Genomic DNA, 25,595 nt, shown 5'->3' with positions numbered 1-25,595 from the left:
GTGGTTTGATTTAGGCAACAAAAACATATAGAATAATAACATGGCAGCAGACGTAGCAAGAAAAAAATTTGAAAGATCGAAACCTCATTTGAATATCGGTACCATAGGTCATGTGGATCACGGAAAAACTACTCTAACCGCAGCAATAACTGCAGTTTTGGCAAAGCAACCGGGAAATAATACTCAAACTCTTAAATTTGATCAAATCGACAATGCTCCAGAAGAGAAAGAAAGAGGCGTAACTATTAACATAACTCACGTCGAATACGAGACTGACAAGAGGCATTATGCACATATTGATGCTCCTGGACATGCCGACTACATAAAGAACATGATTACCGGTGCCGCTCAAATGGATGGAGCAATTCTTGTAATATCCGCGGCTGATGGTCCTATGCCACAAACTAGAGAACACGTTATTCTTGCTCGTCAAGTTAATGTTCCTTCACTTGTTGTCTTTCTTAATAAAATCGATATGGTTGATGATCCTGAGATTATTGATCTCGTCGAAGCTGATGTGCGTGAGCTTTTGACTAAATATGAATATGATGGTGAAAAGACTCCTATCATTCGCGGAAGTGCACTAAAAGCTATGGAAGGTGACGCTGATGCCGAAAAGTCGATTCTTGAACTTATGAAATCGGTTGATGAGTATTTTGAAGAACCAAAAAGAGATACTGAAAGACCATTTTTGATGCCGGTCGAAGATGTCTTTTCAAAGACAGGACGCGGAACAGTTGTTACCGGTAGGGTTGAAAGAGGAAAACTTGGAGTAAACGAAGAAATTGAAATTTTAGGAATTAGAGCAACTGTAAAAACAGTTGTAACCGGTCTGGAAATGTTTAGAAAGACTTTGGATGAAACGGTTGCCGGGGACAATGTCGGTGTTCTTTTGAGAGGGATAAAGAAAGATGATGTTGAAAGAGGACAAGTACTTGTTAAACCGGGTAGTGTAACCGCTCACACAGAGTTTGAAGCCGAAGTTTATATATTATCTAAAGAAGAAGGTGGAAGACATACACCCTTCTTTACAGGCTATAAACCCCAGTTTTTCATAAGGACAGCTGATGTTACAGGTGAAGTAACTTTACCTGAAGGTGTAGAAATGGTTATGCCGGGAGATAACGCAAAAATGGTTGGAAAACTAATTGTCCCCGTAGCAATGGAAGAAGGATTAAGATTTGCTATTAGAGAAGGCGGCAGCACCGTAGGTGCTGGTGTTATTACCAAGATTCTCAAATAAAGCGTAAAATTTCTATTCGCACATTTACTATTTGCATATGACAGCTGGAAGACTTCGTGTCAAACTAAAAGCTTACGACCACCGCGTCATTGACGAGGCGGCGGTAAAGATATTGGATAGTGCCATTTCCACTGGTGCAAAAGTAATTGGTCCTGTACCACTTCCGACAAAAAGAACTCTCATTCCTATTCTTAAGTCACCATTTGTTAACAAGGATGCCCAAGAACATTTCGAAACACTTGTGCACAAAAGGTTAATTGATATTCTCGATCCTTCTCCACGTACAATCGACTCGCTTTCTAATTTAGATCTTCCTGCAGGTGTGAGTATTGAGATTAAAATGTAACCCGCAAAACCTTTGCGCTCCCCACTTGGAAATTATTGACTAAGGAATTGATTTCTATTTTTCTACAGTCATCGACTTAATAACTGTAATAAAGCGCGTAATTTTGTTACACTTCCATGATGAATAGCCAATTCGTTTCTCGTGCAGGGGAAAAATTATACCATGCAATTACGAACTTTGAGGTTGATGTTACCGAACTTATGTGTGCGGATTTCGGATCATCAACCGGTGGTTTTGTGGATTGTTTACTGCAACAAGGCGCCTCGAAAGTGTATTCTGTCGATACTTCTTATGGTGAATTGGCATGGAAGTTAAGAAATGACGGACGTGTTGTGGTCATGGAGCGTAAAAACGCCATGCATATTAAGTTACCGGAAAAAGTCGATTTAATTACGATTGATGTTGGATGGACCAAACAGGAATTGATCATTCCAAATGCGTCTTGGAATTTGAAAGATGATGGAAAGATAATAACGCTTATCAAACCACATTATGAAGCATCCCAATTGGTTCGGGGTGGTAAACTGGATGAAAAATTTGAAGATGAAATTCTTGACAAAGTAACTAAAAAAATCGAAAGTTTAGGATTAAAAGTAATTGCAACCACGGTTTCGCCTATTGTAGGTAAACGGGGAGGTAACACCGAGTATCTATCTCTTGTGGAAAAACAGCATTAACTTCTGCCGAAATAATTTTAGAGATTAATCAGTTCAATATAAGATAATAAGGCTCTACAGGTGCATGTGACGTAATTTCTTCCAGTCTTAGTTAAGTTCGCTTGTTCCTACTCTTCTTATTCGGAAAATCTTCATCCACGAGCCAATGCTTAAGCTTTTGTGATTTATTGTTATAAACTGCGGCGCTTGCCTAGTGCAATGCGATTTGATATACTTACGAGCGTGGAAGTGGTTCGTCACATATAGCCACGTTGAAAGCCGGGTTGTACCAATTTTTACAGGTGCCTCTGGCACCTTTTTTTATGACAAAAAATGATTAATTCTTTATTAGGACAAAAGCACAAGATGAGTCAAAAATTCGTTGGAGATAAACGAGTGCCTGTTACGTGGGTCAAAGTAGGACCGTGTGTCATTACGCAAATAAAAACAAAGGACAAAGATGGATATAATGCAGTTCAATTCGGATTTGGAACTAAAAATCTCAAAAATATTAAAAAACCCGTTTCAGGACACTTAAAAGGCGCTATCAAAGACAAGAAAGCGCCTCGTTTTTTGTCGGAAGTAAAAGTTGACGATCCGGAAAAATACAAAGTCGGTGACGAGATAAATGTTACTGACATATTTATGGAAGGTGATAAAGTGTCGGTTGTTGGAACATCCAGAGGTAAGGGGTTTGCAGGAGTAGTCAAAAGGTGGAGTTTCTCAGGTTATCCCCGTTCTCATGGTCATAGTGGTCATGAGAGAAGACCCGGATCAATAGGCCAAGGAACGACTCCTGGTCGCGTTAGAAAAGGTAAAAAAATGCCAGGAAGAATGGGTAACAACACTGTTGACGTCAAAAATTTGAAAGTACTTGAAATCAACAAAGATCTTGGTGAGATAGCGATATCGGGTACGATTCCGGGAAATACACTTGGTTTTTTGGTTATTACAAAGATTTCAGGCGGTGTCGACACATCGGACAAAGAAAATCAAGTAGCACCTGGTGACGATCAAAATGCCAATAACGAACAATAATCATATGACAAAAATTGAAACATATTCATTAAATGGGACAAAAGGCACACCGGTGGAATTGCCAAAAAGTCTTGGTGGCAAAGTGAATAAGAATCTGTTAGCTCAAGCCATTTATGTATTTGAAAACCGTTTGCACTCCAACAAACCGGTAGCCAAAACCCGTGCCGAAGTTGATATTACGAAGAAAAAAATCTATCGCCAAAAAGGTACGGGAAGAGCCCGTCATGGTGCCGCCTCGGCGCCGATTTTTGTAGGTGGAGGCAAAGCTCATGGTCCGACGGGTGAAAAGCGAAAACTATCGTTGTCCAAAAATATGAGACTTACCGCATTATCAAGTGCTATAAATTTAAAACTTTCGGATAAAAAACTTGCAGTCATCGATGGAGTGTCAAAAATCGAAAAGACAAAGATTGCCTCAAAACTTATGAACAAAATCTGTAAAGAAGGTGTGAAAATAACCGTCTTTTTGGCCAACTCAAACAAAGAAAAGGCTAAGATGTTTAGAAACATTAGCAACGTAAGAGTTTATCCTTACGATACAATGAATGCGCATAAGGTATTTCTGGGAGGATTTATTATCTTTGATAAGGATGCCTTGGTGACCAAAAAAGATCCGATTAAAAAATCCACGAGCAAGAAAACAGCAAGCACCTTGAAGCCCAAAAAAACAGTTAAAAAATAAATATGAAGTTAATTCCAATACTTACAGAAAAAAGCCTGGCAGATGCCAAGGAAGGTAAATATTCTTTTTGGGTTGATGTTAATGCGACTAAATTCAAAATTAAACAGCTGGTAAAAGAAGTTTTTGCCGTTGAAGTGGTAAAAATAAGAACCGCCAATTTCAAAGGTGAATCAAAAAAGACATATACAGGTAGAAAAAAAAGTATTAAACCCAGAAAAAAAGCGATAGTTACTTTAAGGGGTAAGGGGAAGATTGATGTTTTTGATGAAAGTAAAAAATAATATGAGCAAGTTACAAAGAATATTACCCAAAAAATCAGGCAGATCGTTTGGTACAATAACGACCAGACATCAGGGTGGCAGACAGAAGAGATTTTTGAGAGTTATTGATTTTAAAAGAGATAAAATTGATATTTGGGGCAAAGTAGAAGAAATACAGTACGATCCCAACAGAACTGCCAATGTCGCACAAGTGTGTTACGAAGACGGTGAAAGAAGATATATTCTTGCTCCGTTGGGCTTGACTGTAGGGCAAAAAGTAATATCATCAGCTAATGCCCCATTTAAACCGGGAAACTGCTTGCCTTTGTCAAAAATTATTGTTGGTACTCAGGTGCATAATTTAGAGATACGACCGGGAAAGGGAGGACAAATCGTCAGAGGTGCCGGTTCAGCAGCTATTGTACACGGAAAAGAAGAGTTGTATGTACTAGTGAAACTTCCATCGGGTGAAATAAGAAGGTTTGTTCCGGATGCCAAGGCAACAGTTGGCCAAGTAGGGATAGTAAAACCAAGATCAGCGCGTATCGGGAAAGCAGGAACCAAACGCAAAATGGGCATAAGACCTACCGTCAGAGGAGTAGCGCAAAATCCTCATTCACATCCTCACGGAGGAGGAGAAGGAAGAAGCGGAATCGGTATGAAATTCCCTAAAACCTATAAAGGTCGTAAAGCGGTCGGTAAAACACGTCAAAAGAGAAAATATTCCAATAGATTAATAATAAAACCAAGAAAGAAAGGAAGTCACAGTTAATATGTCAAGAAGTTCAAAAAAAGGTCCGTTTGTAGACCTAAACTTAATAAAAAAGATAGGTAATGGTGAAGGTTCTGACAAAAAGAGCCCGGTGAAAACATGGGCACGAAGGAGTCAAATTCCACCTGAATTTGTTGGAAAATATTTCAAAGTTCACAACGGAAGGACATTTCTAGATGTGTTTGTTACCGAAGATATGGTTGGGCACAGAATCGGCGAGTTTGCACCAACACGCACTTTCAGGGGACACGGTCAAGTTGTTAAAAGAATTATTGAAAAGACGTAATATTTTATGCAAGTTTTTCATACACAGAAGTTTGTTAGAACATCGCCTCGTAAATTGAGGTTGGTTGCCGATGTTGTCAGAAACTTAGAACCCAATAGAGCTGTTGAATTACTGCCGTTTGTCGGTAAAAGAGCTTCTATTATTTTGCAAAAAAGTATCAAAACTGCGATTGCAAACGCCAAAGATCAGGGTGTAACTGGTGAATTGGTCATCAAAGAATTGCAGATAAATGAGGCAACGAGATTAAAAAGAGGAAGAGCGGTATCAAGGGGTCGATGGCATCCTTATCAAAGAAAAATGAGTCACATAAGGATTGTATTAGAACAAGTAGAAAAGAAAACTATCGACAAGGTCAAAGCGGTTGACAATAAAATAGCCGAGAAAATTGATAAAAAAAGTAGCAAACAGGTGGTTCAAAAAGTGAAACCAGAAGAAGCTCAAAAGAAATCAAAAAATAAATAATATGGGACAAAAAGTTAATCCAACAGGTTTTAGAATCGGAAAGTTTTTTCCTTGGCAATCGCGGTGGTTTGCTTCGGACTCTAAATATAAAACTTATTTGATTGAAGATATTAAAATAAGGAGAGCTTTGATGGAGAAGTTGCAACTTGCGGGCATAACCAGGGTTGAAATTGAAAGACTTCCCAAAAGCATGGTGGTTACGGCGATGGTTTCTCGACCCGGAGTGGTAATTGGCCGAGGTGGAACCGGAATAACGGACACAAAGAAATTTATATTAAGCATTATCACAAAGCACAGAGGGGCACTTGCAAAGGATTTGAAGATTGACCTTCGGGTTCAGGAGATCAAAGATCCCGAATTGTCCGCGCAATTAGTTGCGATGCGTATTGCCGGTGAACTGGAACGAAGGATTCCGCACCGCCGAGTGGTTACCAAAGCGATGGAAAGAGTTATGCAATCCAGGGCAAAAGGTGTAAAAGTGGTTTTGTCCGGAAGAATTGGGGGAGCTGATATTTCGAGAACGGAAAAGTTTCATCTAGGATCAATTCCCGCCCAGACTTTAAGAGAAAATATAGAATACGCTCAAGTACCGGCTTCACTGAAAAGAGGATATGTTGGAGTAAAGGTGTATATACACAAAGAAAGGGAAAATTAAAATGTTGGAACCAAAAAGAAGAAAATATAGAAAGGATTTTAGAGGTAAAATGAGAGGTAACGCAAACCGTGGCAATACCTTGGCATTTGGTGAATATGGTATAAAAGCACTGGATCGTGGATGGATGTCAGCCAGACAGTTGGAAGCGGCAAGACGTGCAATAACACATAATTTGAAAAGAGGCGGACGAGTTTGGATTCGTGTATTTCCGGATAAACCAGTAAGTTCACGTCCCGCCGGACAAAGAATGGGAAGTGGAAAAGGAGACATTGATAGATATGTCGCGGTTATAAAACCGGGCAGAGTTATTTTTGAAGTAGCAGGTGTAGAAATTGGACTAGTAACCACGGCTTTGAAAAGAGCTGCTGCTAAGTTACCGTTCAAAACTAAGATTGTAAAAAGAGATGCGAATTAACATATGAATAAAGCAGAGAAAAAATCATTTCGTAGCAAAAGTCTTTCGGAGATGAAGGCTGAGCTTGTGAAATTAAAAATAAATATCTCGAAAGAAATTGTCGAGTTGAAATCCGGAAAAAATACCAATCCGAAGAAAAAAAGAGAACTAAGGCGTGACATTTCCCAGATTTCGACTATAATTCGCGAGAAAGAGTTGGTTGAAAGTTTAAAACATGTTAAAGAGGAACTATCTGTAAAAAGTAAGTAAGATGAAAATATTTAAAGGAAAAGTAATATCGACAAAAATGGCTAAAACAGCGACGGTTGCTGTTGATCGTATAGTGGTCCATCCCATTTACAAGAAAAGAATCAAAAGAACGAAAAAATATCATGTTCATGATGAAATGGGAGCTATCGTTGGACAAAATGTACTTTTTGTAGCAAGTAAACCTTTCAGTAAACTTAAAAAATGGAAGCTTATAGAAATCGTTAATAATAACAAGTCAAAAAATACCAAGGAGGATAAAAAATGATACAACTGAGGTCGGTTCTAAATGTTGCCGATAATTCTGGAGCAAAAAAATTATCGGTTATCGGTTTTTCAACAAAAATAGGTAAAAGCGCAACTGTAGCGGATGTTATAAATTGTGTCGTTCATGGAGCCGATCCGAATGGAAGTGTCGCAAATAGAGAAAAAGTAAAAGTTCTTGTCGTAAGGACAAGAAAAGAAATAAAAAGAAGTGACGGAACTTACGTCCGATTTGATGATAATGCCGGTGTTATTGTTGACAAACAGAACATGCCCAAGGGAACACGAATTTTGGGTCCTGTCGCACGCGAAGTCAAAGATGCCGGTTTTACAAAAATTGCATCACTTGCCCGCGAAGTAGTATAAAAATATGTTTAAATTTAAAGTTGGTGACAAAGTAAAAATATTATCGGGAAAAGATAAAGGTAAAGAAGGGAAAATAGAAAAAGTATTCCCTAAAAAATTCAGTGTTTTAATTGCCGGAGTGAATATTTATAAAAAACACGTAAAAGGACAAAGTGCGTCTTCGGGGCAAAAAGCCGGAATATACGAGATTCCAAGACCGCTTCCGGTTTCGAAGATCATGCTTATTTGTCCGAAAACTAAAAAATTGACAAAAATCGGGTTCAAAACAATAAACGGGAAAAAAGTACGCTACTCTAAAAAAGGTGGACAAGCGTTGGTTGCAGGATCAGATAAAAAATAACTATGAAATTACAAGAAAAATATATCAAAGAAATTGTTCCAATTTTGCAGAAGGAATTTGGAATTAAAAACTGTATGGCAACACCCAAACTTGAGAAGATAGTTGTCAATATGGGTGTAGGCGATGCATCGAAAAACAAGGAATTATTGGCTCAAGTTCAAAAAGATATAGCGGAAATAACCGGACAAGCGCCGTCTGTGAGACTTGCGAAACTGTCGGTTGCCAGTTTCAGTTTGCGGGAAGGTTCACCTGTGGGATTGAAAGTGACTTTGCGAAAAGAAAGAATGTATGATTTTTTCCAGAAATTGGTAGCAGTTGTTTTGCCGAGACTTCGAGATTTTCGTGGTGTATCGGTAACCAGTTTTGATCAACACGGTAATTACAATTTGGGGATAAGAGATTATTCGGTTTTTCCCGAGATTGATATTGCTAAATCCGGCGGAAGAGGTCTTGAGATTACTGTTGTTACAAACGGCAAAGACGAAGCTCAGTCGAAAAGGCTCCTTGATCTTTTGGGAATGCCCTTTGAAAAAGTGAGTGAGTGAGATAATATACTATGGCTAAAACATCGAAAATAATTAGAGAAACCAAAAACCTTAAATTTAAGGTGCGGTATCGGAATAGGTGTCAGCTTTGCGGGAGGCCAAGGTCGTACATGAGGAGATATGGACTTTGTAGAATTTGTTTTAGGGAACATGCCCATAAAGGTGAGCTTCCTGGAGTTAAAAAGGCAAGTTGGTAGAAAAGTAACATGAAAAAAAGTTTAAATCAAACATCAGTTAAAAGAATATTTAGAAATGTAAATTATCCGATTGGAGATTTCTTGATTCAAATAAAAAATGCTTCACTTGCCGGTAATGAAAAAGTAAGTGTTGCAAAGACAAAATACATTAAGTCAGTTGCCGAAGCCTTGAAGAAGGAAAGGTATTTAACTGAAGTCGTTGACGACGATGGTGTAATAACGGTAACGTTGGCATTTCACAAAAAAGAACCACTGCTTTTTGGATTGAAACTAGTTTCAAGACCGGGCTTAAGGAGATACATGAGTGTTGATGATTTGGAGAAACATCGTGGACCCGAGACGTTGATACTCTCAACGGCACACGGTGTTTTATCATCTAAAGATGCAATCAAATTAAGAGTTGGTGGCGAAGTGATCGCTAAAATTTGGTAATAAATATATGAGTAAAATTGGAAAATTGCCGATAGACATACCCGAAGGTGTTACGGTAGAAATTAACAACAGAAAAATAACCGTCAAGGGTATTAGGGGTACTATGGAACGTATTATTCCCGATAAAATGGATGTCAAATTGGAGAATAATCAAATTATAGTAAGCATTCAAAGCGAAGCGAAAGCAATAAGGGCTATGTACGGGACATTGAGAGCTTTGATTTTTAATATGGTGCACGGTGTTTCGCAAGGTTGGGAAAAAAGACTTGAATTAGTCGGCACGGGTTACAGGGCGGAGTTGTCTGGAAAAAACTTGGTACTCAACGTCGGATTTTCTCATCCCGTTATAATTGAACCGCCGGAAGGAATATCTTTCAAAGTAGAGAAAACCGAGATAAATGTAGAAGGTGTAGATAAGGAAATAGTAGGACTAATAAGTGCAAATATTAGAATGGTTAGACCGCCCGAACCGTACAAAGGCAAGGGGATCAGATATAAGGGTGAGCAAGTAAGAAGAAAAGCAGGTAAAACCGCAAAAGCGGCAGGATCAGCGTAAAAAATATATGAAACACGATAAAAAACTAAAACTGATAAATAGGCGTAAGCAGAGTCACAAAGGTATGATTAGTAAACTACCTAGAGTTGTGGTGCATAGAACGAATAAACATATTTATGTTCAGGTTGTTGATAGTGTGAACGGAAAGACCTTGCTGTCCTCTGGTGATGTTGAAATTGCCAACACCTTAAAAGTTAAGAAAACAAAAACGCAAATCTCAACTCTCGTTGGTGAGGATTTAGCCAAAAAAGCTAAAACGAAAAAAATAGTTGCTGTAACATTTGACCGAGGGAGATTCAGATATCATGGACGAGTAAAAGCGCTTGCGGAAGCACTTAGAGAAGGCGGAATGAAGCTTTAATTTAATATGTCAAACTATAATTACAATGAAAACAAAGAATTCGAGGAGACTGTTGTGCAGATTAAACGTGTTTCCAAAAAGACCAAAGGTGGTAATACTATGCGGTTTACGGCTTTGGTTGTGGTTGGTGATAAAAAGGGTCGAGTGGGTGTTGCATTGTCGAAATCCGGTGATGTAAGAAGTGTCATTAAGAAATCGGTTGAATTGGCAAAACGCAATATGTTTGACGTGCCGATTCTTGGAACGACACTCCCCTGTTCTGTAGAAGAAAAATATTCGGCGGCAAGGGTTTTACTTAAACCGGCACCTGCGGGAAGCGGAATAATTGCCGGAGGTCCGATGCGAGTTGTACTTGAAGCTGCGGGTGTAAGAGATGCGGTAGGAAAAATATTGGGTACGAATAACCAAGCAAGCAATGTTTATGCTACTGTTGCTGCACTGAAAAAGATCAGAAAAATAAACGATAGAAAAATGTTGAATAAAAAATAATATGCAATTACCTAAAGTAAAAGTAAAAGTCGGAAAAAGATTGGGTCGTGGATATGGGAGCGGACGCGGTGGTCATACATCGGGTAGAGGGACCAAGGGACAAAAAGCCAGACGCAAGATTCACATTCTTTTTGAAGGAACGAAGATGAAAAAGTCGTTTATCAAAAGGTTGCCATTAAGAAGAGGTAAGGGTAAATTTAAATCTAAAAATAATCCAATAATTATTAATGTTGCATATCTTGAAATGTTGCCGACGGGGACGATTGTCGATATTGCTACACTCGTTAAAAATAGTATTGTGTCCGAAAAAGATGCTGTAAAATACGGTGTCAAGATTTTGGGAAATGCCGGATTAACGAAAAAACTCTCGGTGAAACTTCCGATTTCCAAAAAAGCAGCTAAGCTAATAGAGAAAAACGGTGGCAAAGTTGAATTGGAGTAAGATTAACGTAAAGAAGAATTCTTCTTATATATAGCAATGAGGAACATATCTCAATTTTTTATAAAGGCGGTCAAATCGCCCGACATTAAACGGAAATTAACGATTACGGCTGTTATTCTCGCGGTTTATAGATTAATTGCCCACATACCGGCGGCGGGAATAGACAGAACTTCTCTGCAATCATTGTTTCAAGGAAGCCCTCTCCTTTCATTGCTCGATGTTTTTTCGGGTGGTACGCTTGCAAATTTTTCAATTCTTGCTCTTGGACTTACCCCTTATATAAACGCATCGATTATTCTTCAATTAATGACATATGTCATTCCAAGCTTGGAAGTGCTTTCCAAAGAAGGTGAATTTGGTCGAGAAAAAATAGGTCAATATACTAGATTTTTAACCGTGCCACTGGCTGCATTGCAGGCATTTGGGATGTATACACTCTTGAGAAGTCAAGGCATTATTACGACATTGTCAGTATTGTCGGTTCTTGCATTGGTAGCAACGATGATGGCTGGAGCTATGCTTGCAGTTTGGTTGGGAGAATTGATTACCGAGTATGGTATAAGTAACGGTATATCACTTTTGATTTTTGCTGGTATTGTGGCTCGACTACCGGTTTCGGTTGCTCAGCAATTTAGCTTAATTGATACAAAGGATATGCTTGCGACATCTATTTTTGTCGTTATGGCGGCACTTATTATTGCATTAATTGTATTTATGAGTGAGGCGGTTCGCCAAATTCCGATAAATTACGCAAGGCAAATCGGAAGGCGTGCAATTAACGCTTCCTACTTGCCACTTAGGCTAAACCAAGCTGGTGTTATTCCAATAATCTTTGCTGTTTCTTTGGTTCTTTTACCGTCGCTTCTTAGTCAGTTTTTGGCAGGTGTACCGAATGTAAAAGTAGCCTTGATGGCTGCAAAAGTTGGTGAAGTATTTAATCCACAATCATTTTCTTATAATGCCATCTATTTTCTTTTGGTTTTTGGATTTACGTATTTTTACACATCGATTGTTTTCAATCCGGAACAAATAGCCGAGAATTTACAAAAAAACGGAGGATTTATACCGGGAATTAGGCCGGGAAAACAGACCGAAAATTACTTAAGAAGTGTACTAAATAGGACGACTTTAATTGGCGCTAGTTTTCTTGGTTTTATTGCAATCCTTCCGTCGTTTTTTCAAAACAGCCTTGGGGGAGCAAATAATTTAGCGATTGGTGGTACTGGCATATTAATTGTGGTTTCGGTTGTTCTTGAATTGACTCGCGAAATTGAAGCGCAGCTGGTAATGAAAAAATACGATAGTTTTATCCGTTAATGAATATTTTAATTCTCGGACCGCAGGGTTCCGGCAAGGGTACGCAAGCAAGGAGAGTGGCAAGTGCATTTGAGATGTTTTATTTTGACATGGGTAAGTATTTACGTAAACTTGCGGAGGAAGATCCCGAGATAGATAAAATTGTAAATGAAAGAGGTGCATTTCTTCCCGAAAACATAAGTATTCCGCTTGCTTTGAATTACCTAAGTCAAAAAGCAAAAAATAGGGACGGAATCTTTTTTGACGGTTTTCCTAGAACCATCGGTCAACTTAATGCATTAGATGTATGGCTGGCTGAAAAAAACAAGAAACTTGATAAGGTAATATTTCTAAAGGTGTCGGAAGACGAATCAATAAGACGCTTATCGGCAAGAAGAATTTGCAAATCCTGCGGCAGAATTTACAATTTGGTGACAAATCCACCGTTAGAGAATAATTGCGCATGTGGTGGCGAACTAGACCAGAGAGAAGACGATACTCCTGAGGCGATTAGAGAGCGTCTGGCGTGGTCAAATACCTTAAACAAAGAAATACTGGATGAATTTAAAAAACGTCAAATTCTAAGTGAAGTTGATGGTGAAAGACCGATAAAACAAATTACGATCGAGATAATGGATTTATTTAAAGAATAATGCACATAAAATCAGATCAAGAAATAAAGTTAATGCAGGAAGGAGGGAAACTTCTTGCTGGAGTTAAAAACACACTTGCCGAATGTGTCAGCGTCGGTGTTTCTGCGTGGGAAATTGAAGAAAAAGCTCGAGAATTGATAAAGAAAACCGGAGGAGAACCGTCTTTTATGAGAGTCCCCGGATATCATTGGGCTACTTGCATTAATGTTAACGAAGGAATCGTACACGGAATTCCCAAAAAAGAAGTAATTTTCAAAAAAGGTGACGTGGTGAGTGTCGATGTCGGACTATACTATAAAGGTTTTCATACAGATACGTCTGTAAGTAAAGGGCTTGGTGTTGACAATACAACAAAAGAATTCTTACTTGCCGGCGAAAAAGCTTTGGATAAAGCAATCGGAATGGCTATTCCAGGTAATCACGTTTCCGATATTTCGAGGGCGCTGCAAAGTACCATTGAAGGTGCCGGCTATAGTCCCGTAAGATCGCTTGTGGGTCATGGTGTGGGTCGGGAATTACATGAGGATCCACAGATACCTTGTTATGTAGTTGGAAGAAGCTATCGGGACGAAGAATTGCTGGAGGGATTGGTAATTGCAATAGAAATCATGTATGCTTTTGGATCTTATGAGATTAAGCTTATGCCTGACAAGTGGACAATTTCAACTCAGGATGGTACAATATCAGCGCTTTATGAAGAGACTGTTGCGGTAACCAAAAACGGTCCTCTGGTTTTAACTAGAGTATAAAAGTAAGGCTAATTTAAGTCTAAATTAGCCTTTTTCTTGTATAAAACGCCCAATGAATGAGTCAACTGAAATTGAAGGAGATGTGCTCGAAGCACTTCCTAACACGATGTTCAAAGTCGAACTAAAAGACGGCAGGATAATTTTGGCGACATTGAAGGGGAAAATGCGAAGAAGGTATGTAAGGATTTTCCCAGGTGATAAAGTAATTGTCGAAATGACAAAGTATGACAAAGAAAGAGGAAGAATTGTTTATAAATTAGGAAAAAGATAATACAAAATGAAAGTTCAAGCATCAGTAAAAAAACAAAACAAAGACGATATTTTAGTGAGACGTCGTGGTAGACTGTATCGGATTAACAAAAAAAGCCCCCGCCGCAAAAGACGACAGGGGTAAATAAATTTATGACAAGAATTACGGGTATAGAATTAAAAGATAATTGGAAGGTTGATTATGCGTTAACCAAAATTAAAGGTATTGGTTGGGCTATGTCCAGAAAGATACTTGAAGCGGTGAAGGTTGATGGTTCAAAAAGAGTTTCCGAAATTTCGGCCGATGTGGTGGCAAAAATTGCATCGGAGATAGAAAAATATCCCAACGAAGGTGAACTGGCACGACAGGTAAGAAGCAATATAAATAGGCTTCAAGTTATTGGTAGTTATCGGGGAATGAGGCATTCAAGGGGTTTACCGGTTCGAGGACAACGAACAAAAAGCAATGCTCGTACAAAAAGAGGAAAAAGAAAGACTGTTGGAGCATTCAGGAAAGAAGCTTTGGCAAAGATTCAGCAAACACAGAATAAATAAAATATGGCAAAACAGAAAAAACAAGTTGAAACAGGGAGAATTTATATATCGGCGTCTTTTAATAACACGCTTATTTCGATAACCGACGAAAAAGGGGAAGTTTTTGTCTGGGGATCTTCGGGGGCATCGGGATTTAAAGGAACCAGAAAGTCCACACCTTTTGCCGCTACGTCTGCTGTTGAAAAAGCGGTAAAAAGCGCGATGGAAGAATATAATTTAAGACAAGTGGAGGTTTTTATTAAAGGGCCTGGTCCCGGACGAGATGCCGCATTGAGAGCGATTCGAGCTGCAGGTTTGAAAATATCATCAATTTCCGATGTAACACCGATTCCGCACAATGGTCCAAGACCACGCAAACGGAGGAGAGTGTAATAAAAATATATGGCAAAATATAACGGACCAAAAGATAGATTATCAAGAAGAGAAGTGTATGACATTTTTGCTAAGGGTGCAAAACTAACGCGACTTGCGGTTTTGCCTGGAGTTCATGGACCAAAAGGAGCTAGAAAGTCATCTCAATATGGTAAACAATTGAGAGAAAAACAAAAGGTAAAAAGAATTTATGGAGTATTGGAAAAACAATTTAAGGGTTATTATCAAACAGCAATTAAATCAAAAGGAAATACTGGGGAAAGGTTACTTTCCATACTGGAAAAAAGACTCGACAATGTGGTTTACAGGCTTGGTTTCGCGCCAACTCGTCCTGCAGCCAGACAATTAGTTTCTCACCGGCACGTGTTGGTGAATGGGAAAAAAGTAAACATTCCATCATACCAAGTAAGGATTGGTGAAACCGTCAGCATAACAACTAAAGCGGCTGCAATCCCATCTATAAAAATCTATTTGGACAAAAAAGATGTTACGATACCTAATTGGTTAAAAAGAAAAGCGATTGTCGGGAAAATTGAAAAAGAGCCGGTTCGTGAAGATGTGATTGAGCCAATTTCTGAACAAGATATAATTGAGTTTTATTCTAGGTAAACTAGTGTTTACCAATACCTTAAACGGATTGGTAAACGAAGGGAGGTGAATTATATGAACGATCCATTTTTTGAAATTAAAGAAGAAGAGACAAAAGTTGATTACTCGAAGTTTGTCATTTCTCCTTTGGCGCAAGGTTTTGGAACTACTCTTGGTAATTCGTTAAGAAGAGTCCTTCTTAGCAGTATGGCAGGAGCAGTCGTTACTTCCGTAAGAATTTCCGGAGTTAAACATCAGTTTTCAACACTTAAAGGAATGAAAGAGGATGTTGTCGAGTTTGTTTTGAATTTGAAGAAAGTAAGATTTCAGTATGAAGGTGACAAACCTGCGAAGGCAAAAATTTCAGTATCAGGACCTGGTGAAGTGAAAGCAAAAGACATTCAATGTGATTCATCTGTAAAGATTGCTAATCCGGACTTGGTACTTGCAGTTTTGAATAAAGATGCAAAGCTTGAGGCTGATCTAATAATTGAAAAAGGAGTTGGTTATTCTCCTGCTGAAGAAAGAAAGACGGGAGAAATCGGACTTATTCCTATGGACGCTTCTTTTTCACCAGTAAACAGAGTTGACTATAGAGTCGAGGAAACTCGTGTCGGAAGATTGACAGACTATGATAAATTAATAATCGAAGTCTGGACTGACGGTACGGTATCTCCGAAAGACGCTGTAGTATCGGCATCAAAAATTTTGATTGATTATTTCAATCAAATTGTATTGCCTAAAAAGGTTGAGAAGAAAGAAGAGAAAAAGGAATCCGGTCTTGGACCGATTGGAAATCTTTCGGTTGAGGAAGTAGGTCTTCCCACACGCGTAGCAAATGCTTTAATCAAAGCGGGCTATGACACAATTGAAGATTTGGTTAACGCAAAGAGAGCCGATCTTGTAAAAGTGAGGAATCTTGGCGAGAAATCCGTAAAGATTGTTGAAGTAGCGTTGGGAGAAAGAGATCTCGAGATATTAAACTAACCAAATTCCTTTAATCGGAATTTGGTTAGTTTTTCATCGAACCTGCCTTTAGTTTAAATAACATGAAAAAAAGAAAACTTGGATATAAACTGTCAAGAAATCGCGGTTCACGAACAGCGTTGTTTAGGTCGTTGATTAAATCATTGATTATTCACGGTACAATAACAACAACTGTCGTTAAAGCGAAAGCAGTAACCGGTGATATTGACAAATTGGTTAATTTAGCCAAAAAAGACGATTTGGCATCACGCAGACGCTTGTATGCGTACTTGGGTAATGACAGAAAAACGACAGACGCGTTGGTAAAAAACATTGCCCTGTCACTAAAGGACAGAATCGGTGGTTATACCAAAGTTGTGGGAGCAGGTATTAGAAGAGGAGATGCGGCTAAATTGGTTAAGCTCTCATGGAGTAATGACATAATAATAGCCCCAAAAGCATCGCTCAAAAAAACAAAAAAGTCAAAAGAAAAAGCATCTCTGAAAAAAGAAAAGAAAGTTGGCAATAAAGGTAAGTTAAAGAAAATACTTGAGAGAAAGAAAAAATGAAAAAAACATATCAACCTAAAGAAAAAGAAATTGTCAGGAATTGGCACGTAGTTGACGCCAAAGGAGAAGTTCTTGGAAGAATGTCAACAAAAATTGCCAAATTTTTGATGGGTAAACACAAGGTTAAGTATGCTCCGCATTTGGATATGGGTGATTATGTTGTTGTAATAAATGCGGCGGAATTGGTCGTTACCGGAGGAAAAACCGACAAAAAGGTGTATTATAAACATTCGGGGTTCCCCGGTGGTTTCAAGGAAATTGCTTTCAAGAAATTATTTTCCGATAGCCCAGCCAAAGTTGTCGAACATGCAGTTTCAGGAATGTTACCCAAAAATCGTTTGCACAAAGCGCGCTTAAGGCGCATGAAAGTGTATTCGGGTGAAAAACATCCATATGAAGATAAAATAAAAGCATCATAAATACAAACACTATGCAATTAAAACAAAAATATACATTTGCCGTCGGAAGAAGAAAAACAGCTTCTGCTAGAGTACGGTTATTTAAAGGGAAAGACCAAAGTATGGTTAACGATCAACCGATAGGTAAGTACTTTCCCGGCAAGGTAATGTCTGAGAAATGGAACAAACCGTTCGAGTTGACCCAAACTGCTGGAAAATATTATGTGACGGTTAGAGTAATTGGCGGAGGCAAAAATGGTCAATTAGATGCAGTTGTCAATGGGATTGCTAAAGCTTTTTCAAAAGAAGATGAAGAAAAATTCCGAACTCCTTTAAAATTAGCAGGACTTCTGACAAGAGATGCCCGCCAAAGAGAGAGAAGAAAACCGGGTACGGGTGGTAGAGCAAGAAAGCAAAAACAGTCTCCAAAGAGGTAAGTTTGTTTTGCTAACTTAACAAATCTTTATTAGCCATGGATGAATTGAGGTGATTTTTAGTATTAAATTGTCTATAATGCTAATCCTATTCTTATGAAAATAAGCGTTGTTTCTCCTGCAAATATTGCCTTCATTAAATATTGGGGAAGGAAAAACGAAAAACTTTTTATTCCAAGAAATAACAATATTTCTATGACAATGGATGGCTGTCTCACGACAGCGACTGTGCAAACAAACCCTGATTTAAAAGAAGATGTTATTGAAGTTAAATACTATGGCGAAGAATATAAAAAACTTGAAAGTAATTCGATCAAGCAGAAAAATCTTTTTGATCAGGTAGCAAGAATACGCAAAGATGCCGGAAAAAAGGAAAAAGTATTTATCAGATCGGAGAACAATTTTCCATCTGATGCCGGAATTGCAGCATCAGCATCCAGTTTTTCTGCACTAACGGCAGCTTTATTAATTGCATATGGTTTAGAGGAAAAGTTTCTTGACAAAAAAGAATTATCTCGACAAATTAGGTTCTGCGGTTCGGGTTCTGCGGTTCGGTCGGCATATGGAGGATTTGTCGAATTTAAAACCGGAAAGTCACACAAGGAAAGTTACGCCGAACAAATTGCCGACGAAAACCACTGGAAGCTTGTCGATATAGTGGCAGTTGTAGATCCTGAGAAAAAACACACTTCTTCGTCAAGAGGACATTTGCTGACAAAAACTTGTCCTTACTATGAAACAAGAATCAAAGAAATGCAGAGACGCATAAAGTGGACGAAAGATGCGATTATAAAAAAAGATTTTGAAAAATTGGGTTATTGCATCGAACAAGATAGTACTTCAATGCATGCTGTCATGATGACATCCGATCCGCCAATTTACTATTGGAATGGCGGGACAATGAAAATAATGCAGGAGATCCTTTTTGCAAGACAAAATGGTTTACAGTGTTATTTTACAATTGACGCAGGGCCTAATGTTCATGTTATTTGTGAAGAAAAAAATATTAAAAGAGTGCAAAAACTATTACATGATATTTCCGAAGTGCAATTTACAATTGTTAATAGACCGTGTCTGGGAGTAAGAACATCAAATAAACATTTATTCTAGGATGGAAAAGTTAACTTTAATTAAACTTGGTGGAAGTCTTATAACCGACAAGACACAACCTTTTACCGAGCGCAAGGGTACCATTGCGCGACTTGCAAGAGAACTCTCAAATATTCAAAACGACAAAAGCCGCAAGTTTATAATCGGCCATGGTGGGGGATCCTATCCTCATTTTCCGGCAAAAAAATATCAGACTAATCTGGGGGTAATTAATGACAACAGTTATATGGGAATTGCCAAGGTTCAAGATGCGGCATCGAAATTAAACCGTATTTTGACAGAGCAGCTTATCAAAGCCAACATTCAAGCCGTTTCCTTTTCACCCTCAAGTTTTATGATTTCAAACAAAGGCAAAATTGTTAGCAGTTATATCAAACCGATAATTGTTGCTCTTAACAATAAAATTGTTCCTGTTGTTTATGGTGACGTAATATTTGACCAAACCGTTGGTTGTACAATCGCTTCGACTGAAATGGTGTTGAATCACTTAGCCAGGTCGTTTAGACATACTTACGAAATAGAAAAAATCATATATTGCGGTATAACACATGGTGTGTACGATCGACATGGAAAGACGATTGAAAAAATTGATGCAAAAATATATTCCAAAATTCAAAACGAAATCGGTTCTTCGGCTGGAATTGATGTTACTGGTGGAATGAATACAAAAGTCAAAGAAGCACTTGAATTGTCTAAACGGGAAAACATCTCGTCATATATCATAAATGGAAATTTGAAAAATAATCTAATTAACGCTTATCACAACAAACCGTTTGTTGGTACGATAATAGCGTATAAGTAAATGAGAAATAAAAAAGGTGATGTTGCAAAAAGAAAAATTGACCATTTGAAAATTGCCCTGTCAGAAGGCGCACAAATAGGTAATAGTGGCTTTGATAATTATCGATTTATCCACAACGCACTCCCTGAAATCGATTTTGACAAAATTGACACATCAACTTCGTTTCTGGGTAAAAAAGTTAATTATCCATTCTTCATTTCCTGTATGACAGGTGGCGTTAAGGAAGGACTTAGAATCAATAGAAACCTAGCCAAAGCCGCTCAAAAGAAAGGAATTGCTATGGGGGTGGGAAGTCAAAGAGTTGCGATAGAACATAAAGAACTGGAATCGTTGTTTAAGGCGCGTAGTGTGGCACCTAGTGTCCCTTTGATGGCCAATGTGGGGATAGTTCAATTAAATTATGGTTTTACTCACAAGGAGTATTTGAGGTGTGTGGATATGATTGAAGCAGATGCATTGGTTATCCACATAAATCCGATTCAGGAAATTATCCAACCGGAGGGAGACAGAAATTGGGAAAATTTACTTCCCAAACTGGAAAAAGTTGTTAAGGTTGTTAAGGTCCCGGTTATTGCAAAAGAAGTCGGATTTGGTTTGTCCGATGGTGTAATTCGCAGGTTATATAACATTGGTATACGAATATTTGATACTGCAGGTTGGGGCGGGACAAATTGGTCATATGTCGAAGCAATGCGAGGAAAGGCGGATAGGAATCTAGGAACACTATTTAGTAACTGGGGAATACCAACAACCGAGTCAATTAATATGGCTAAAAAAGTGAAAGTTGAGAAAAGAGGAAAGATGACCATTTTAGGAAGTGGCGGAGTAAGAAATGGGATTGATATTGCAAAAGCAATTTCACTTGGTAGTGACATGGTTGGATTAGCTACGCCATTTGCACAAGCGGCACTTCAATCGACTAAAGAGGTGGAAGATATGATTGATCGATTGGGATTGGAGTTGAAAACAACGATGTTTGGATTGGGAGTAAATAGTTTGTCGCACCTCAGCAAAGCACAACTTATAAAATATAATTAATGAACAATGTAATAACTGGTGTCGGGGTAGTTTTATACAATAAATCGGATATGTCACGAATTGTAATTGTAGAAGAAAAGCGTGCACGAGCAAATCTTGGCAAAGAAAGTGGGATGTATGGATTGCCCTCCGGTCATGTTGAGGAGAATGAATCTCTAATAGAGGCTATAAAGCGGGAAGTGGCAGAAGAAACGGGAATTAAGGAAATTGTTGTTAAGAATGTAATCGGACTCTACTTAATAAAAGGTGCACTTGGAGTAGCGTTTTCGGCTGAAACGAATGATGAAATTGATTTACAACATATCGATGGAAGTGATATTGGAAATGCCAAGTTTGAAACAGTAGACAATTTAATTAAAGGAAGTTGTAAATTACGACCAGGGATTTTACAAGTTGTAAACGATTTTAATAATGGAATTAACTTTCCGCTGGAATTGATTAAAGACTGTAGATAATTCAAAGATCTCTTTCAATCATGTACTGTGCTATTCCGTCTAAATAATTAATCGCCTGATAATTCCATCCCTTTTTTTTCATTTTTGGAATGACACGTTGCGCTTTTTTGGCGTATTTTATTGAAATTTGTTTCGAGTGTTCCAAGGCACCTGTGTCAATTATTATCTTTCTTGCTATTTCGGCATCCGATTCGGTGATGTCCTTATTTCCCCATATTTTTTTGAGCATTTTTATTTGTTTTGCCGTACCGTTGTTGAAAGAGTAAATAGTCAGAAGTGTTACCTTTCCTTCTTTGAGATCTGCATGTGCTGATTTTCCTGTTTTATTTGAATCACCAAACAACCCTAAAACATCGTCTTGTATTTGAAATGCAATTCCTCCAAATGTTGCATATTCATTAATAATCGAAAGATCATCTTCATTGGCACCTGCTAAAATTGCACCCGTTTGCAGAGGATTGATATATGTATATATGGCTGTTTTTGCATGGTGCAGGTCTAAGACGTCTTGTTCATCCATACTACCTCGCGCTTCCAGTGTAATATCGTATGCCTGACCAAGAGCTGTATTTCCTATTCCTCTTAAATAGCTAGACATTGCTTTTGTTTTTAGACTCGAGTCAAATTTACTGTTACTTAATATTTCGAAACCAAGCATGAGAGCCACGTCTCCAGCGTCTACTGCCATGCTATCGCCATAATGAATTGGATCTCCGTATTTGTAGTTATTATTATGGATACTTTGATAATATTTGTGGGTGGTTGGTTTGTAACGTCTTACGTCGTCCTGATCCATAAAATCATCATGAATGAGGAGTGCAGTTTGAATAAGTTCTGCACACATTGAAGTTTTCAATATTTCTTTAGTATTTTTGCCTCCCAGAAGTTTATATCCGTAGTAAACAAAAGACCCCCTGAGTCTTTTACAGGGGCGCATATTGTGTTCTTTTATATGTTCCAAAATGTGTTTCGAAAGTTTCCTTTGCTTGTTGCTGACACCGAATACATTGGATATTTCTTTGTCAAAATATGCCTCTAATTGCAAATTGATTTTGTCTACAAATTCAATCAAAGTAATCTTGGCATCTTTAGCAATTTTGCTTTCAGTTTTCGTGACGATGTCCTGGATTGAACTCATTTTTATGGATTATACAATATAAATATATCAATGTATTTATTCGTGTTATAATTTCTGACATGGAAACAAAAGAAACGATTCGTTTACCAAAGGGGACAATTATTCCCAATCATATTGCCGTTGTGCTAGATGGAAATGGTAGATGGGCAAGGTCGCGCGGGTTACCGGAAAACAAGGGACACGAAGCGGGCGGGAGGGCAATTCGCGAAGTGATTGATAGTGCCAGAAAAATTGGTGTGCACACAATCACATTGTGGGGTTTTTCAACTGAGAATTGGAAACGACCACCTCAGGAAGTAAGAAAGATTATGGCGATTGTTAAAAAAAATATCCAAGTCGAATTGAAGAATGCGCACGAGGAGGAAGTAAGGTTTGTTCATATTGGTAGAAAAGACCGCCTCCCCAGAGATTTAGTGAAATGGATTAAAAAAGCCGAAAGCGAAACCAGACATTACAATAAACATGTATTGAATTTAGCTTTTGATTATGGCGGAAGAGACGAAATAATTCGTGCAGTTCAAAAGATGCTTAAAGATGGCGTCGACCCCGCAAGCCTTGACGAAGATCTTTTTAGTTCATATTTGGATACTTCCGGACAACCATATCCTTACCCCGATCTTTTTATTAGAACTTCAGGTGAGCAGCGAACAAGTGGTCTAATGCCTTGGCAAATGACTTATGCTGAGTTTTACTTCGAACCGGACCATCTTCCCGACATGAATACTGAAAAACTAAAGAATGCAATAATTGATTACAGCAGAAGGAGAAGAAGATTTGGCGGTAAAGACAAGGTTGCTCATTTTAAATTTAAACCTGAGGTGATTGCGGATTTGGAACTTAAATGGTGGCGTTTACAAAATATTCCCGAAGGAACTAAATTAAGAGAATATGCAATTCAACACCTCAAAGAACAGTTTGGTATGTCTTATGCCTTGTCAACCAAAGCTGCAAAATACATGATGCAAGCTGTCTTGATGGGGAGAAAAAGCAAATGGGTAGAAGCAAGAAAAAATATTTTAGAATTTTACATATTGATCAAAGACGAAGTAAAGCTTGCTTTTGAACCTAAGCTTGCTGCTAGTTTACAGGTAAAATTTTGGAAAGAAATTAGTGAAACCAAAGACGCCCATGCCGCTGGCAATGTAGAAGATACGGGTAGAAAACTGTATTCCGAAGTTTACAGAATGAGTAACTATCAAGCAACGAAAGTGGCACACCTTAGGGTATTGGCAAATCTTGAAATGAACATGGCCGAAAGTGGATTAGGGGAAAAGCACTGGCAGAAAGCAGGAGATTATCTGGAACTTTATTATCAAGCTCTCAAAGAAAGAGTCGCCTAGATCCTTCCTATTTTTTTGGCAAGTATGTTACTTTCATTCAATGAATTTTGAATCTCATCCATTCCTTGATCCCAGAACTTTTTACTAGTTATATCAAGTCCAATATTATTAAATATTTCCACCGGGGATTGTTCCATTCCTGCCGACAAAAAGTATTTAACTTTCTCCAAATTGTTTTTGTCTTCTTTCACAATTTTTAGTAAGTACTTCGCGATCAACAAGCCAAAGGCATATTGATAATTGTAAAATGGGCTTCGGATATGGTGCCAATAGATCCACCAGTTTTCACTTCCTGGCGATTGTTCAACAAATTGCCCCATATATGAAGCCATATGTTTTTGGAATATTTTGCCGATTTCGTCCTTTGACAAATAACCCTTTTTTCTAAACGAAGCATGTAATTCACGTTGGAAAAGATCTGCGGCGATTTGTCTAATAATTGTGTTTATACTATCTGAAAGTGTTTTAATTTTGAGAGCCAATTTTGTTTCGTCGTCGACATCGTTCACGACTTTTTCCAGAACATAATTTTCAAAAAAGGTACTTGCAATCTCAGCTGTTGCGTGCGGAGTTCCAAAATTTAGCGAGTTTTGCTTTTCTCTCATTAATTCGCCGTTTATTCCATGACCCGTTTCGTGAGTCATAGTTAATACATCTTCCAATTTGCCTGAGAAATTTAAAAGAATATATGTCGGCTGGGTTGGTAGATTATATAGACAAAAAGCTCCACCCGTTTTACCTTTTTTAGGAAAAGCGTCAATCTGCCCGTTTTGTAAGTAGTGTGAGAAAATTTGTGAAAATTTCGGATCAAGTGAGCTAAATGCATCAGTAATCAAAGACGTTGCCTTATTGAAGGAATAGATTGTGTTTGTTTTTCCATAGTCGATGTTGCGTTCGTGATAGGCAAGTCTATTCACTCCATGGAGTTTGGACTTTAGTTTGTAAAAGTCTTTAGATATAGAAAACCTTTTTTTGACCGAATCGACAAGATTGTCTACTATTTCACTTGTAAGATCATCTGCTAAGTGTTTCTGGAGGTCCGGCCTAATCCTGCCCCGTAATTCATCTTCGATTTTAACATCCTGCAAAAACGAATTAATTTCATGTTCTGCTACATCGATATATTTGGAAAATATTTCGTTAATTGCCAGAGCGCTTTCATCTCGCACCTTTTTGCTGGTACTCTGCAGCAAGGGCAGTAATTCGGTAAGAGTAAGTTTTGTACGTTTACCGTCTTCACCCGCAACAACTTTTTCTTCTTTTGACAAAAGACTGGAAGTCATTTTTGTCCAGTTTTCTCGCGCTACCGAAGATTTGAGATTAATTATTCTCTCTTCTTTTTCGGATAGCTGATATTTAGCGTCTCTAAATATTTTTTCTAAAAAATGTTTGTAGGGTCGTAATATTTCCGCTTCCAAAAATTCAATCTGCTTTTTATTGTTGATTTTTGCCAAATTCAATTCGAAAAATTGAAGTTTATTTTGATTACATCTGGCAAACTCGATTGCTTTATTCAAGCGCGCTTTTGTTTTTACATCAAGTTGATTTTGTGAATATTTCAAATTCCAGTAATACCATTCCTTACCGCCTAAACCATAATGTCTGAAAATATTTTCGTAATCATCCAATGCTTGTTTAAGTGACTTGGGACTTGATAAATATTTATTGCTGGCACTCCATTTGCTTGCAAAACTAGTGACAACTTTGTCGATTAGTTGATGATCACTAACAATTTTTGGATCGTTATCGTTTCGATACAACACTTGTAAATTCCATCGAGTTTTTGGAGATGATTTTTGCATATTGAAGTATAACATGTGTTTTGCCGTG

At 38.1% G+C, this 25,595-nt stretch carries 41 protein-coding genes; 39 read left to right on the top strand and 2 right to left on the bottom strand.

Annotated elements, in window-relative coordinates:
- The first annotated feature begins 40 nt into the window (after window positions 1-40).
- From tuf to IPM62_06185, 38 genes are all read left to right on the top strand, one after another.
- Entirely contained in the window at window positions 41-1,243 is a 1,203-nt protein-coding gene (tuf, locus tag IPM62_06370; GenBank protein ID QQS38974.1) for an elongation factor Tu, read from the top strand.
- 37 nt (window positions 1,244-1,280) lie between these two features.
- Window positions 1,281-1,589, top strand: coding sequence for a 30S ribosomal protein S10 (rpsJ, locus tag IPM62_06365; protein QQS38973.1), 309 nt, complete (start codon window positions 1,281-1,283; stop codon window positions 1,587-1,589).
- A gap of 116 nt (window positions 1,590-1,705) precedes the next feature.
- Window positions 1,706-2,266 carry a TlyA family rRNA (cytidine-2'-O)-methyltransferase gene (locus IPM62_06360; protein QQS38972.1) on the top strand — a complete coding sequence of 187 codons (561 nt, stop codon included), beginning with the start codon at window positions 1,706-1,708 and terminating at the stop codon, window positions 2,264-2,266.
- Window positions 2,267-2,578: 312 nt separating this feature from the next.
- Entirely contained in the window at window positions 2,579-3,283 is a 705-nt protein-coding gene (rplC, locus tag IPM62_06355; GenBank protein QQS38971.1) for a 50S ribosomal protein L3, read from the top strand.
- Window positions 3,284-3,287: 4 nt separating this feature from the next.
- Window positions 3,288-3,965, top strand: coding sequence for a 50S ribosomal protein L4 (gene rplD / locus IPM62_06350; protein ID QQS38970.1), 678 nt, complete (start codon window positions 3,288-3,290; stop codon window positions 3,963-3,965).
- 2 nt (window positions 3,966-3,967) lie between these two features.
- A complete protein-coding gene (gene rplW, locus IPM62_06345; protein ID QQS38969.1) occupies window positions 3,968-4,246 on the top strand; it encodes a 50S ribosomal protein L23 in 279 nt (92 codons plus the stop codon).
- On the top strand, window positions 4,230-4,997 hold the full coding sequence (gene rplB / locus IPM62_06340; protein QQS38968.1) for a 50S ribosomal protein L2: 768 nt from the start codon (window positions 4,230-4,232) through the stop codon (window positions 4,995-4,997). Before rplW ends, rplB begins: the two co-directional genes overlap by 17 nt.
- Window position 4,998: 1 nt before the next feature.
- The gene (gene rpsS / locus IPM62_06335) at window positions 4,999-5,283 is read left to right on the top strand and encodes a 30S ribosomal protein S19 (GenBank protein QQS38967.1); all 285 of its coding nucleotides are present in this window, start codon (window positions 4,999-5,001) and stop codon (window positions 5,281-5,283) included.
- A gap of 6 nt (window positions 5,284-5,289) precedes the next feature.
- Window positions 5,290-5,745, top strand: coding sequence for a 50S ribosomal protein L22 (rplV, locus tag IPM62_06330; GenBank protein QQS38966.1), 456 nt, complete (start codon window positions 5,290-5,292; stop codon window positions 5,743-5,745).
- 1 nt (window position 5,746) lies between these two features.
- Window positions 5,747-6,400, top strand: a complete 654-nt coding sequence (gene rpsC, locus IPM62_06325) for a 30S ribosomal protein S3 (protein ID QQS38965.1) — start codon at window positions 5,747-5,749, stop codon at window positions 6,398-6,400.
- Between the two features lies 1 nt (window position 6,401).
- The gene (rplP, locus tag IPM62_06320) at window positions 6,402-6,815 is read left to right on the top strand and encodes a 50S ribosomal protein L16 (protein ID QQS38964.1); all 414 of its coding nucleotides are present in this window, start codon (window positions 6,402-6,404) and stop codon (window positions 6,813-6,815) included.
- A gap of 3 nt (window positions 6,816-6,818) precedes the next feature.
- Entirely contained in the window at window positions 6,819-7,064 is a 246-nt protein-coding gene (gene rpmC, locus IPM62_06315) for a 50S ribosomal protein L29 (GenBank protein QQS38963.1), read from the top strand.
- 1 nt (window position 7,065) lies between these two features.
- Window positions 7,066-7,329 carry a 30S ribosomal protein S17 gene (gene rpsQ, locus IPM62_06310; protein QQS38962.1) on the top strand — a complete coding sequence of 88 codons (264 nt, stop codon included), beginning with the start codon at window positions 7,066-7,068 and terminating at the stop codon, window positions 7,327-7,329.
- Window positions 7,326-7,691 (top strand): 50S ribosomal protein L14, encoded by a 366-nt coding sequence (gene rplN, locus IPM62_06305; GenBank protein QQS38961.1) that lies wholly within the window; start codon window positions 7,326-7,328, stop codon window positions 7,689-7,691. The genes rpsQ and rplN overlap by 4 nt, the downstream gene beginning before the upstream one ends.
- Before the next feature lie 4 nt (window positions 7,692-7,695).
- Window positions 7,696-8,031 (top strand): 50S ribosomal protein L24, encoded by a 336-nt coding sequence (gene rplX / locus IPM62_06300; protein QQS38960.1) that lies wholly within the window; start codon window positions 7,696-7,698, stop codon window positions 8,029-8,031.
- Window positions 8,032-8,033: 2 nt separating this feature from the next.
- Window positions 8,034-8,576 (top strand): 50S ribosomal protein L5, encoded by a 543-nt coding sequence (gene rplE / locus IPM62_06295; GenBank protein QQS38959.1) that lies wholly within the window; start codon window positions 8,034-8,036, stop codon window positions 8,574-8,576.
- An 11-nt stretch (window positions 8,577-8,587) separates the two neighbouring features.
- Entirely contained in the window at window positions 8,588-8,773 is a 186-nt protein-coding gene (locus IPM62_06290) for a type Z 30S ribosomal protein S14 (protein QQS38958.1), read from the top strand.
- A gap of 9 nt (window positions 8,774-8,782) precedes the next feature.
- The gene (locus IPM62_06285; protein ID QQS38957.1) at window positions 8,783-9,205 is read left to right on the top strand and encodes a 30S ribosomal protein S8; all 423 of its coding nucleotides are present in this window, start codon (window positions 8,783-8,785) and stop codon (window positions 9,203-9,205) included.
- 7 nt (window positions 9,206-9,212) lie between these two features.
- Complete coding sequence (gene rplF / locus IPM62_06280; GenBank protein ID QQS38956.1) at window positions 9,213-9,761, top strand: 50S ribosomal protein L6; 549 nt, start codon at window positions 9,213-9,215, stop codon at window positions 9,759-9,761.
- A 7-nt stretch (window positions 9,762-9,768) separates the two neighbouring features.
- Window positions 9,769-10,122 carry a 50S ribosomal protein L18 gene (locus tag IPM62_06275; GenBank protein QQS38955.1) on the top strand — a complete coding sequence of 118 codons (354 nt, stop codon included), beginning with the start codon at window positions 9,769-9,771 and terminating at the stop codon, window positions 10,120-10,122.
- A 6-nt stretch (window positions 10,123-10,128) separates the two neighbouring features.
- A complete protein-coding gene (gene rpsE, locus IPM62_06270) occupies window positions 10,129-10,611 on the top strand; it encodes a 30S ribosomal protein S5 (GenBank protein ID QQS38954.1) in 483 nt (160 codons plus the stop codon).
- A gap of 1 nt (window position 10,612) precedes the next feature.
- Window positions 10,613-11,053: a 50S ribosomal protein L15 gene (rplO, locus tag IPM62_06265; GenBank protein QQS38953.1), complete on the top strand. Its 441-nt coding sequence runs from the start codon at window positions 10,613-10,615 to the stop codon at window positions 11,051-11,053.
- 36 nt (window positions 11,054-11,089) lie between these two features.
- The gene (secY, locus tag IPM62_06260; protein QQS38952.1) at window positions 11,090-12,370 is read left to right on the top strand and encodes a preprotein translocase subunit SecY; all 1,281 of its coding nucleotides are present in this window, start codon (window positions 11,090-11,092) and stop codon (window positions 12,368-12,370) included.
- A complete protein-coding gene (locus IPM62_06255; GenBank protein ID QQS38951.1) occupies window positions 12,370-13,002 on the top strand; it encodes a nucleoside monophosphate kinase in 633 nt (210 codons plus the stop codon). The genes secY and IPM62_06255 overlap by 1 nt, the downstream gene beginning before the upstream one ends.
- The gene (gene map / locus IPM62_06250; GenBank protein QQS38950.1) at window positions 13,002-13,751 is read left to right on the top strand and encodes a type I methionyl aminopeptidase; all 750 of its coding nucleotides are present in this window, start codon (window positions 13,002-13,004) and stop codon (window positions 13,749-13,751) included. Before IPM62_06255 ends, map begins: the two co-directional genes overlap by 1 nt.
- 52 nt (window positions 13,752-13,803) lie before the next feature.
- Entirely contained in the window at window positions 13,804-14,022 is a 219-nt protein-coding gene (gene infA / locus IPM62_06245; protein ID QQS38949.1) for a translation initiation factor IF-1, read from the top strand.
- A 6-nt stretch (window positions 14,023-14,028) separates the two neighbouring features.
- Entirely contained in the window at window positions 14,029-14,145 is a 117-nt protein-coding gene (gene rpmJ / locus IPM62_06240; GenBank protein QQS38948.1) for a 50S ribosomal protein L36, read from the top strand.
- A gap of 8 nt (window positions 14,146-14,153) precedes the next feature.
- A complete protein-coding gene (gene rpsM / locus IPM62_06235; GenBank protein ID QQS38947.1) occupies window positions 14,154-14,555 on the top strand; it encodes a 30S ribosomal protein S13 in 402 nt (133 codons plus the stop codon).
- A 3-nt stretch (window positions 14,556-14,558) separates the two neighbouring features.
- The gene (rpsK, locus tag IPM62_06230) at window positions 14,559-14,927 is read left to right on the top strand and encodes a 30S ribosomal protein S11 (protein ID QQS38946.1); all 369 of its coding nucleotides are present in this window, start codon (window positions 14,559-14,561) and stop codon (window positions 14,925-14,927) included.
- Between the two features lie 9 nt (window positions 14,928-14,936).
- Window positions 14,937-15,536 (top strand): 30S ribosomal protein S4, encoded by a 600-nt coding sequence (gene rpsD, locus IPM62_06225; GenBank protein QQS38945.1) that lies wholly within the window; start codon window positions 14,937-14,939, stop codon window positions 15,534-15,536.
- A 54-nt stretch (window positions 15,537-15,590) separates the two neighbouring features.
- Window positions 15,591-16,502, top strand: coding sequence for a DNA-directed RNA polymerase subunit alpha (locus IPM62_06220; protein QQS38944.1), 912 nt, complete (start codon window positions 15,591-15,593; stop codon window positions 16,500-16,502).
- A 62-nt stretch (window positions 16,503-16,564) separates the two neighbouring features.
- The gene (rplQ, locus tag IPM62_06215) at window positions 16,565-17,050 is read left to right on the top strand and encodes a 50S ribosomal protein L17 (protein QQS38943.1); all 486 of its coding nucleotides are present in this window, start codon (window positions 16,565-16,567) and stop codon (window positions 17,048-17,050) included.
- A complete protein-coding gene (gene rplM / locus IPM62_06210; GenBank protein ID QQS38942.1) occupies window positions 17,047-17,469 on the top strand; it encodes a 50S ribosomal protein L13 in 423 nt (140 codons plus the stop codon). Before rplQ ends, rplM begins: the two co-directional genes overlap by 4 nt.
- An 11-nt stretch (window positions 17,470-17,480) precedes the next feature.
- On the top strand, window positions 17,481-17,885 hold the full coding sequence (gene rpsI, locus IPM62_06205; GenBank protein QQS38941.1) for a 30S ribosomal protein S9: 405 nt from the start codon (window positions 17,481-17,483) through the stop codon (window positions 17,883-17,885).
- A 93-nt stretch (window positions 17,886-17,978) separates the two neighbouring features.
- Window positions 17,979-18,992 (top strand): diphosphomevalonate decarboxylase, encoded by a 1,014-nt coding sequence (gene mvaD / locus IPM62_06200; GenBank protein QQS38940.1) that lies wholly within the window; start codon window positions 17,979-17,981, stop codon window positions 18,990-18,992.
- A gap of 1 nt (window position 18,993) precedes the next feature.
- A complete protein-coding gene (locus tag IPM62_06195; protein ID QQS38939.1) occupies window positions 18,994-19,794 on the top strand; it encodes an isopentenyl phosphate kinase family protein in 801 nt (266 codons plus the stop codon).
- A complete protein-coding gene (locus IPM62_06190; GenBank protein QQS38938.1) occupies window positions 19,795-20,832 on the top strand; it encodes a type 2 isopentenyl-diphosphate Delta-isomerase in 1,038 nt (345 codons plus the stop codon).
- Entirely contained in the window at window positions 20,832-21,287 is a 456-nt protein-coding gene (locus IPM62_06185) for an NUDIX hydrolase (GenBank protein QQS38937.1), read from the top strand. Before IPM62_06190 ends, IPM62_06185 begins: the two co-directional genes overlap by 1 nt.
- Window position 21,288: 1 nt before the next feature.
- Here IPM62_06185 and IPM62_06180 read toward each other — a convergent pair whose 3' ends face one another.
- Window positions 21,289-22,425, bottom strand: coding sequence for a polyprenyl synthetase family protein (locus tag IPM62_06180; protein ID QQS38936.1), 1,137 nt, complete (start codon window positions 22,423-22,425; stop codon window positions 21,289-21,291).
- Between the two features lie 59 nt (window positions 22,426-22,484).
- Between IPM62_06180 and uppS the strand changes: the two genes are divergently transcribed.
- Window positions 22,485-23,765, top strand: coding sequence for a di-trans,poly-cis-decaprenylcistransferase (uppS, locus tag IPM62_06175; protein ID QQS38935.1), 1,281 nt, complete (start codon window positions 22,485-22,487; stop codon window positions 23,763-23,765).
- Here uppS and IPM62_06170 read toward each other — a convergent pair.
- Entirely contained in the window at window positions 23,762-25,567 is a 1,806-nt protein-coding gene (locus IPM62_06170) for a M3 family oligoendopeptidase (protein QQS38934.1), read from the bottom strand. The two genes, uppS and IPM62_06170, sit on opposite strands and share 4 nt — an antisense overlap.
- Window positions 25,568-25,595 lie beyond the last annotated feature (28 nt).

The sequence above is a fragment of the Candidatus Woesebacteria bacterium genome, from assembly GCA_016700095.1.
In the GTDB taxonomy this organism is placed as follows: Bacteria; Patescibacteriota; Microgenomatia; order UBA8517; family UBA8517.
Note: the sequence above shows the minus strand (reverse complement) of the source record. Positions and strands in the feature narration are given on the sequence as shown.

What these genes read in the sequence shown, in the direction of transcription:
- rpmC (QQS38963.1), top strand. Translation starts at nt 6,819, where the DNA reads ATGAATAAAGCAGAGAAAAAATCATTTCGTAGCAAAAGTCTTTCGGAG.
- rplC (QQS38971.1), top strand. Translation starts at nt 2,579, where the DNA reads ATGATTAATTCTTTATTAGGACAAAAGCACAAGATGAGTCAAAAATTC.
- rpsM (QQS38947.1), top strand. Translation starts at nt 14,154, where the DNA reads ATGACAAGAATTACGGGTATAGAATTAAAAGATAATTGGAAGGTTGAT.
- uppS (QQS38935.1), top strand. Translation starts at nt 22,485, where the DNA reads ATGGAAACAAAAGAAACGATTCGTTTACCAAAGGGGACAATTATTCCC.
- IPM62_06220 (QQS38944.1), top strand. Translation starts at nt 15,591, where the DNA reads ATGAACGATCCATTTTTTGAAATTAAAGAAGAAGAGACAAAAGTTGAT.
- rpsJ (QQS38973.1), top strand. Translation starts at nt 1,281, where the DNA reads ATGACAGCTGGAAGACTTCGTGTCAAACTAAAAGCTTACGACCACCGC.
- IPM62_06275 (QQS38955.1), top strand. Translation starts at nt 9,769, where the DNA reads ATGAAACACGATAAAAAACTAAAACTGATAAATAGGCGTAAGCAGAGT.
- rplD (QQS38970.1), top strand. Translation starts at nt 3,288, where the DNA reads ATGACAAAAATTGAAACATATTCATTAAATGGGACAAAAGGCACACCG.
- rpsE (QQS38954.1), top strand. Translation starts at nt 10,129, where the DNA reads ATGTCAAACTATAATTACAATGAAAACAAAGAATTCGAGGAGACTGTT.
- rpsD (QQS38945.1), top strand. Translation starts at nt 14,937, where the DNA reads ATGGCAAAATATAACGGACCAAAAGATAGATTATCAAGAAGAGAAGTG.
- IPM62_06360 (QQS38972.1), top strand. Translation starts at nt 1,706, where the DNA reads ATGATGAATAGCCAATTCGTTTCTCGTGCAGGGGAAAAATTATACCAT.
- rplV (QQS38966.1), top strand. Translation starts at nt 5,290, where the DNA reads ATGCAAGTTTTTCATACACAGAAGTTTGTTAGAACATCGCCTCGTAAA.
- rplX (QQS38960.1), top strand. Translation starts at nt 7,696, where the DNA reads ATGTTTAAATTTAAAGTTGGTGACAAAGTAAAAATATTATCGGGAAAA.
- IPM62_06285 (QQS38957.1), top strand. Translation starts at nt 8,783, where the DNA reads ATGAAAAAAAGTTTAAATCAAACATCAGTTAAAAGAATATTTAGAAAT.
- IPM62_06185 (QQS38937.1), top strand. Translation starts at nt 20,832, where the DNA reads ATGAACAATGTAATAACTGGTGTCGGGGTAGTTTTATACAATAAATCG.
- rpsI (QQS38941.1), top strand. Translation starts at nt 17,481, where the DNA reads ATGCAATTAAAACAAAAATATACATTTGCCGTCGGAAGAAGAAAAACA.
- rplB (QQS38968.1), top strand. Translation starts at nt 4,230, where the DNA reads ATGAAAGTAAAAAATAATATGAGCAAGTTACAAAGAATATTACCCAAA.
- rpsQ (QQS38962.1), top strand. Translation starts at nt 7,066, where the DNA reads ATGAAAATATTTAAAGGAAAAGTAATATCGACAAAAATGGCTAAAACA.
- IPM62_06195 (QQS38939.1), top strand. Translation starts at nt 18,994, where the DNA reads ATGGAAAAGTTAACTTTAATTAAACTTGGTGGAAGTCTTATAACCGAC.
- infA (QQS38949.1), top strand. Translation starts at nt 13,804, where the DNA reads ATGAATGAGTCAACTGAAATTGAAGGAGATGTGCTCGAAGCACTTCCT.
- IPM62_06170 (QQS38934.1), bottom strand. Translation starts at nt 25,567, where the DNA reads ATGCAAAAATCATCTCCAAAAACTCGATGGAATTTACAAGTGTTGTAT.
- IPM62_06255 (QQS38951.1), top strand. Translation starts at nt 12,370, where the DNA reads ATGAATATTTTAATTCTCGGACCGCAGGGTTCCGGCAAGGGTACGCAA.
- rplN (QQS38961.1), top strand. Translation starts at nt 7,326, where the DNA reads ATGATACAACTGAGGTCGGTTCTAAATGTTGCCGATAATTCTGGAGCA.
- rplP (QQS38964.1), top strand. Translation starts at nt 6,402, where the DNA reads ATGTTGGAACCAAAAAGAAGAAAATATAGAAAGGATTTTAGAGGTAAA.
- rplO (QQS38953.1), top strand. Translation starts at nt 10,613, where the DNA reads ATGCAATTACCTAAAGTAAAAGTAAAAGTCGGAAAAAGATTGGGTCGT.
- rplF (QQS38956.1), top strand. Translation starts at nt 9,213, where the DNA reads ATGAGTAAAATTGGAAAATTGCCGATAGACATACCCGAAGGTGTTACG.
- map (QQS38950.1), top strand. Translation starts at nt 13,002, where the DNA reads ATGCACATAAAATCAGATCAAGAAATAAAGTTAATGCAGGAAGGAGGG.
- rpmJ (QQS38948.1), top strand. Translation starts at nt 14,029, where the DNA reads ATGAAAGTTCAAGCATCAGTAAAAAAACAAAACAAAGACGATATTTTA.
- rplQ (QQS38943.1), top strand. Translation starts at nt 16,565, where the DNA reads ATGAAAAAAAGAAAACTTGGATATAAACTGTCAAGAAATCGCGGTTCA.
- mvaD (QQS38940.1), top strand. Translation starts at nt 17,979, where the DNA reads ATGAAAATAAGCGTTGTTTCTCCTGCAAATATTGCCTTCATTAAATAT.
- rplW (QQS38969.1), top strand. Translation starts at nt 3,968, where the DNA reads ATGAAGTTAATTCCAATACTTACAGAAAAAAGCCTGGCAGATGCCAAG.
- rpsC (QQS38965.1), top strand. Translation starts at nt 5,747, where the DNA reads ATGGGACAAAAAGTTAATCCAACAGGTTTTAGAATCGGAAAGTTTTTT.
- IPM62_06180 (QQS38936.1), bottom strand. Translation starts at nt 22,425, where the DNA reads ATGAGTTCAATCCAGGACATCGTCACGAAAACTGAAAGCAAAATTGCT.
- rpsS (QQS38967.1), top strand. Translation starts at nt 4,999, where the DNA reads ATGTCAAGAAGTTCAAAAAAAGGTCCGTTTGTAGACCTAAACTTAATA.
- secY (QQS38952.1), top strand. Translation starts at nt 11,090, where the DNA reads ATGAGGAACATATCTCAATTTTTTATAAAGGCGGTCAAATCGCCCGAC.
- rplE (QQS38959.1), top strand. Translation starts at nt 8,034, where the DNA reads ATGAAATTACAAGAAAAATATATCAAAGAAATTGTTCCAATTTTGCAG.
- tuf (QQS38974.1), top strand. Translation starts at nt 41, where the DNA reads ATGGCAGCAGACGTAGCAAGAAAAAAATTTGAAAGATCGAAACCTCAT.
- IPM62_06290 (QQS38958.1), top strand. Translation starts at nt 8,588, where the DNA reads ATGGCTAAAACATCGAAAATAATTAGAGAAACCAAAAACCTTAAATTT.
- rpsK (QQS38946.1), top strand. Translation starts at nt 14,559, where the DNA reads ATGGCAAAACAGAAAAAACAAGTTGAAACAGGGAGAATTTATATATCG.
- IPM62_06190 (QQS38938.1), top strand. Translation starts at nt 19,795, where the DNA reads ATGAGAAATAAAAAAGGTGATGTTGCAAAAAGAAAAATTGACCATTTG.
- rplM (QQS38942.1), top strand. Translation starts at nt 17,047, where the DNA reads ATGAAAAAAACATATCAACCTAAAGAAAAAGAAATTGTCAGGAATTGG.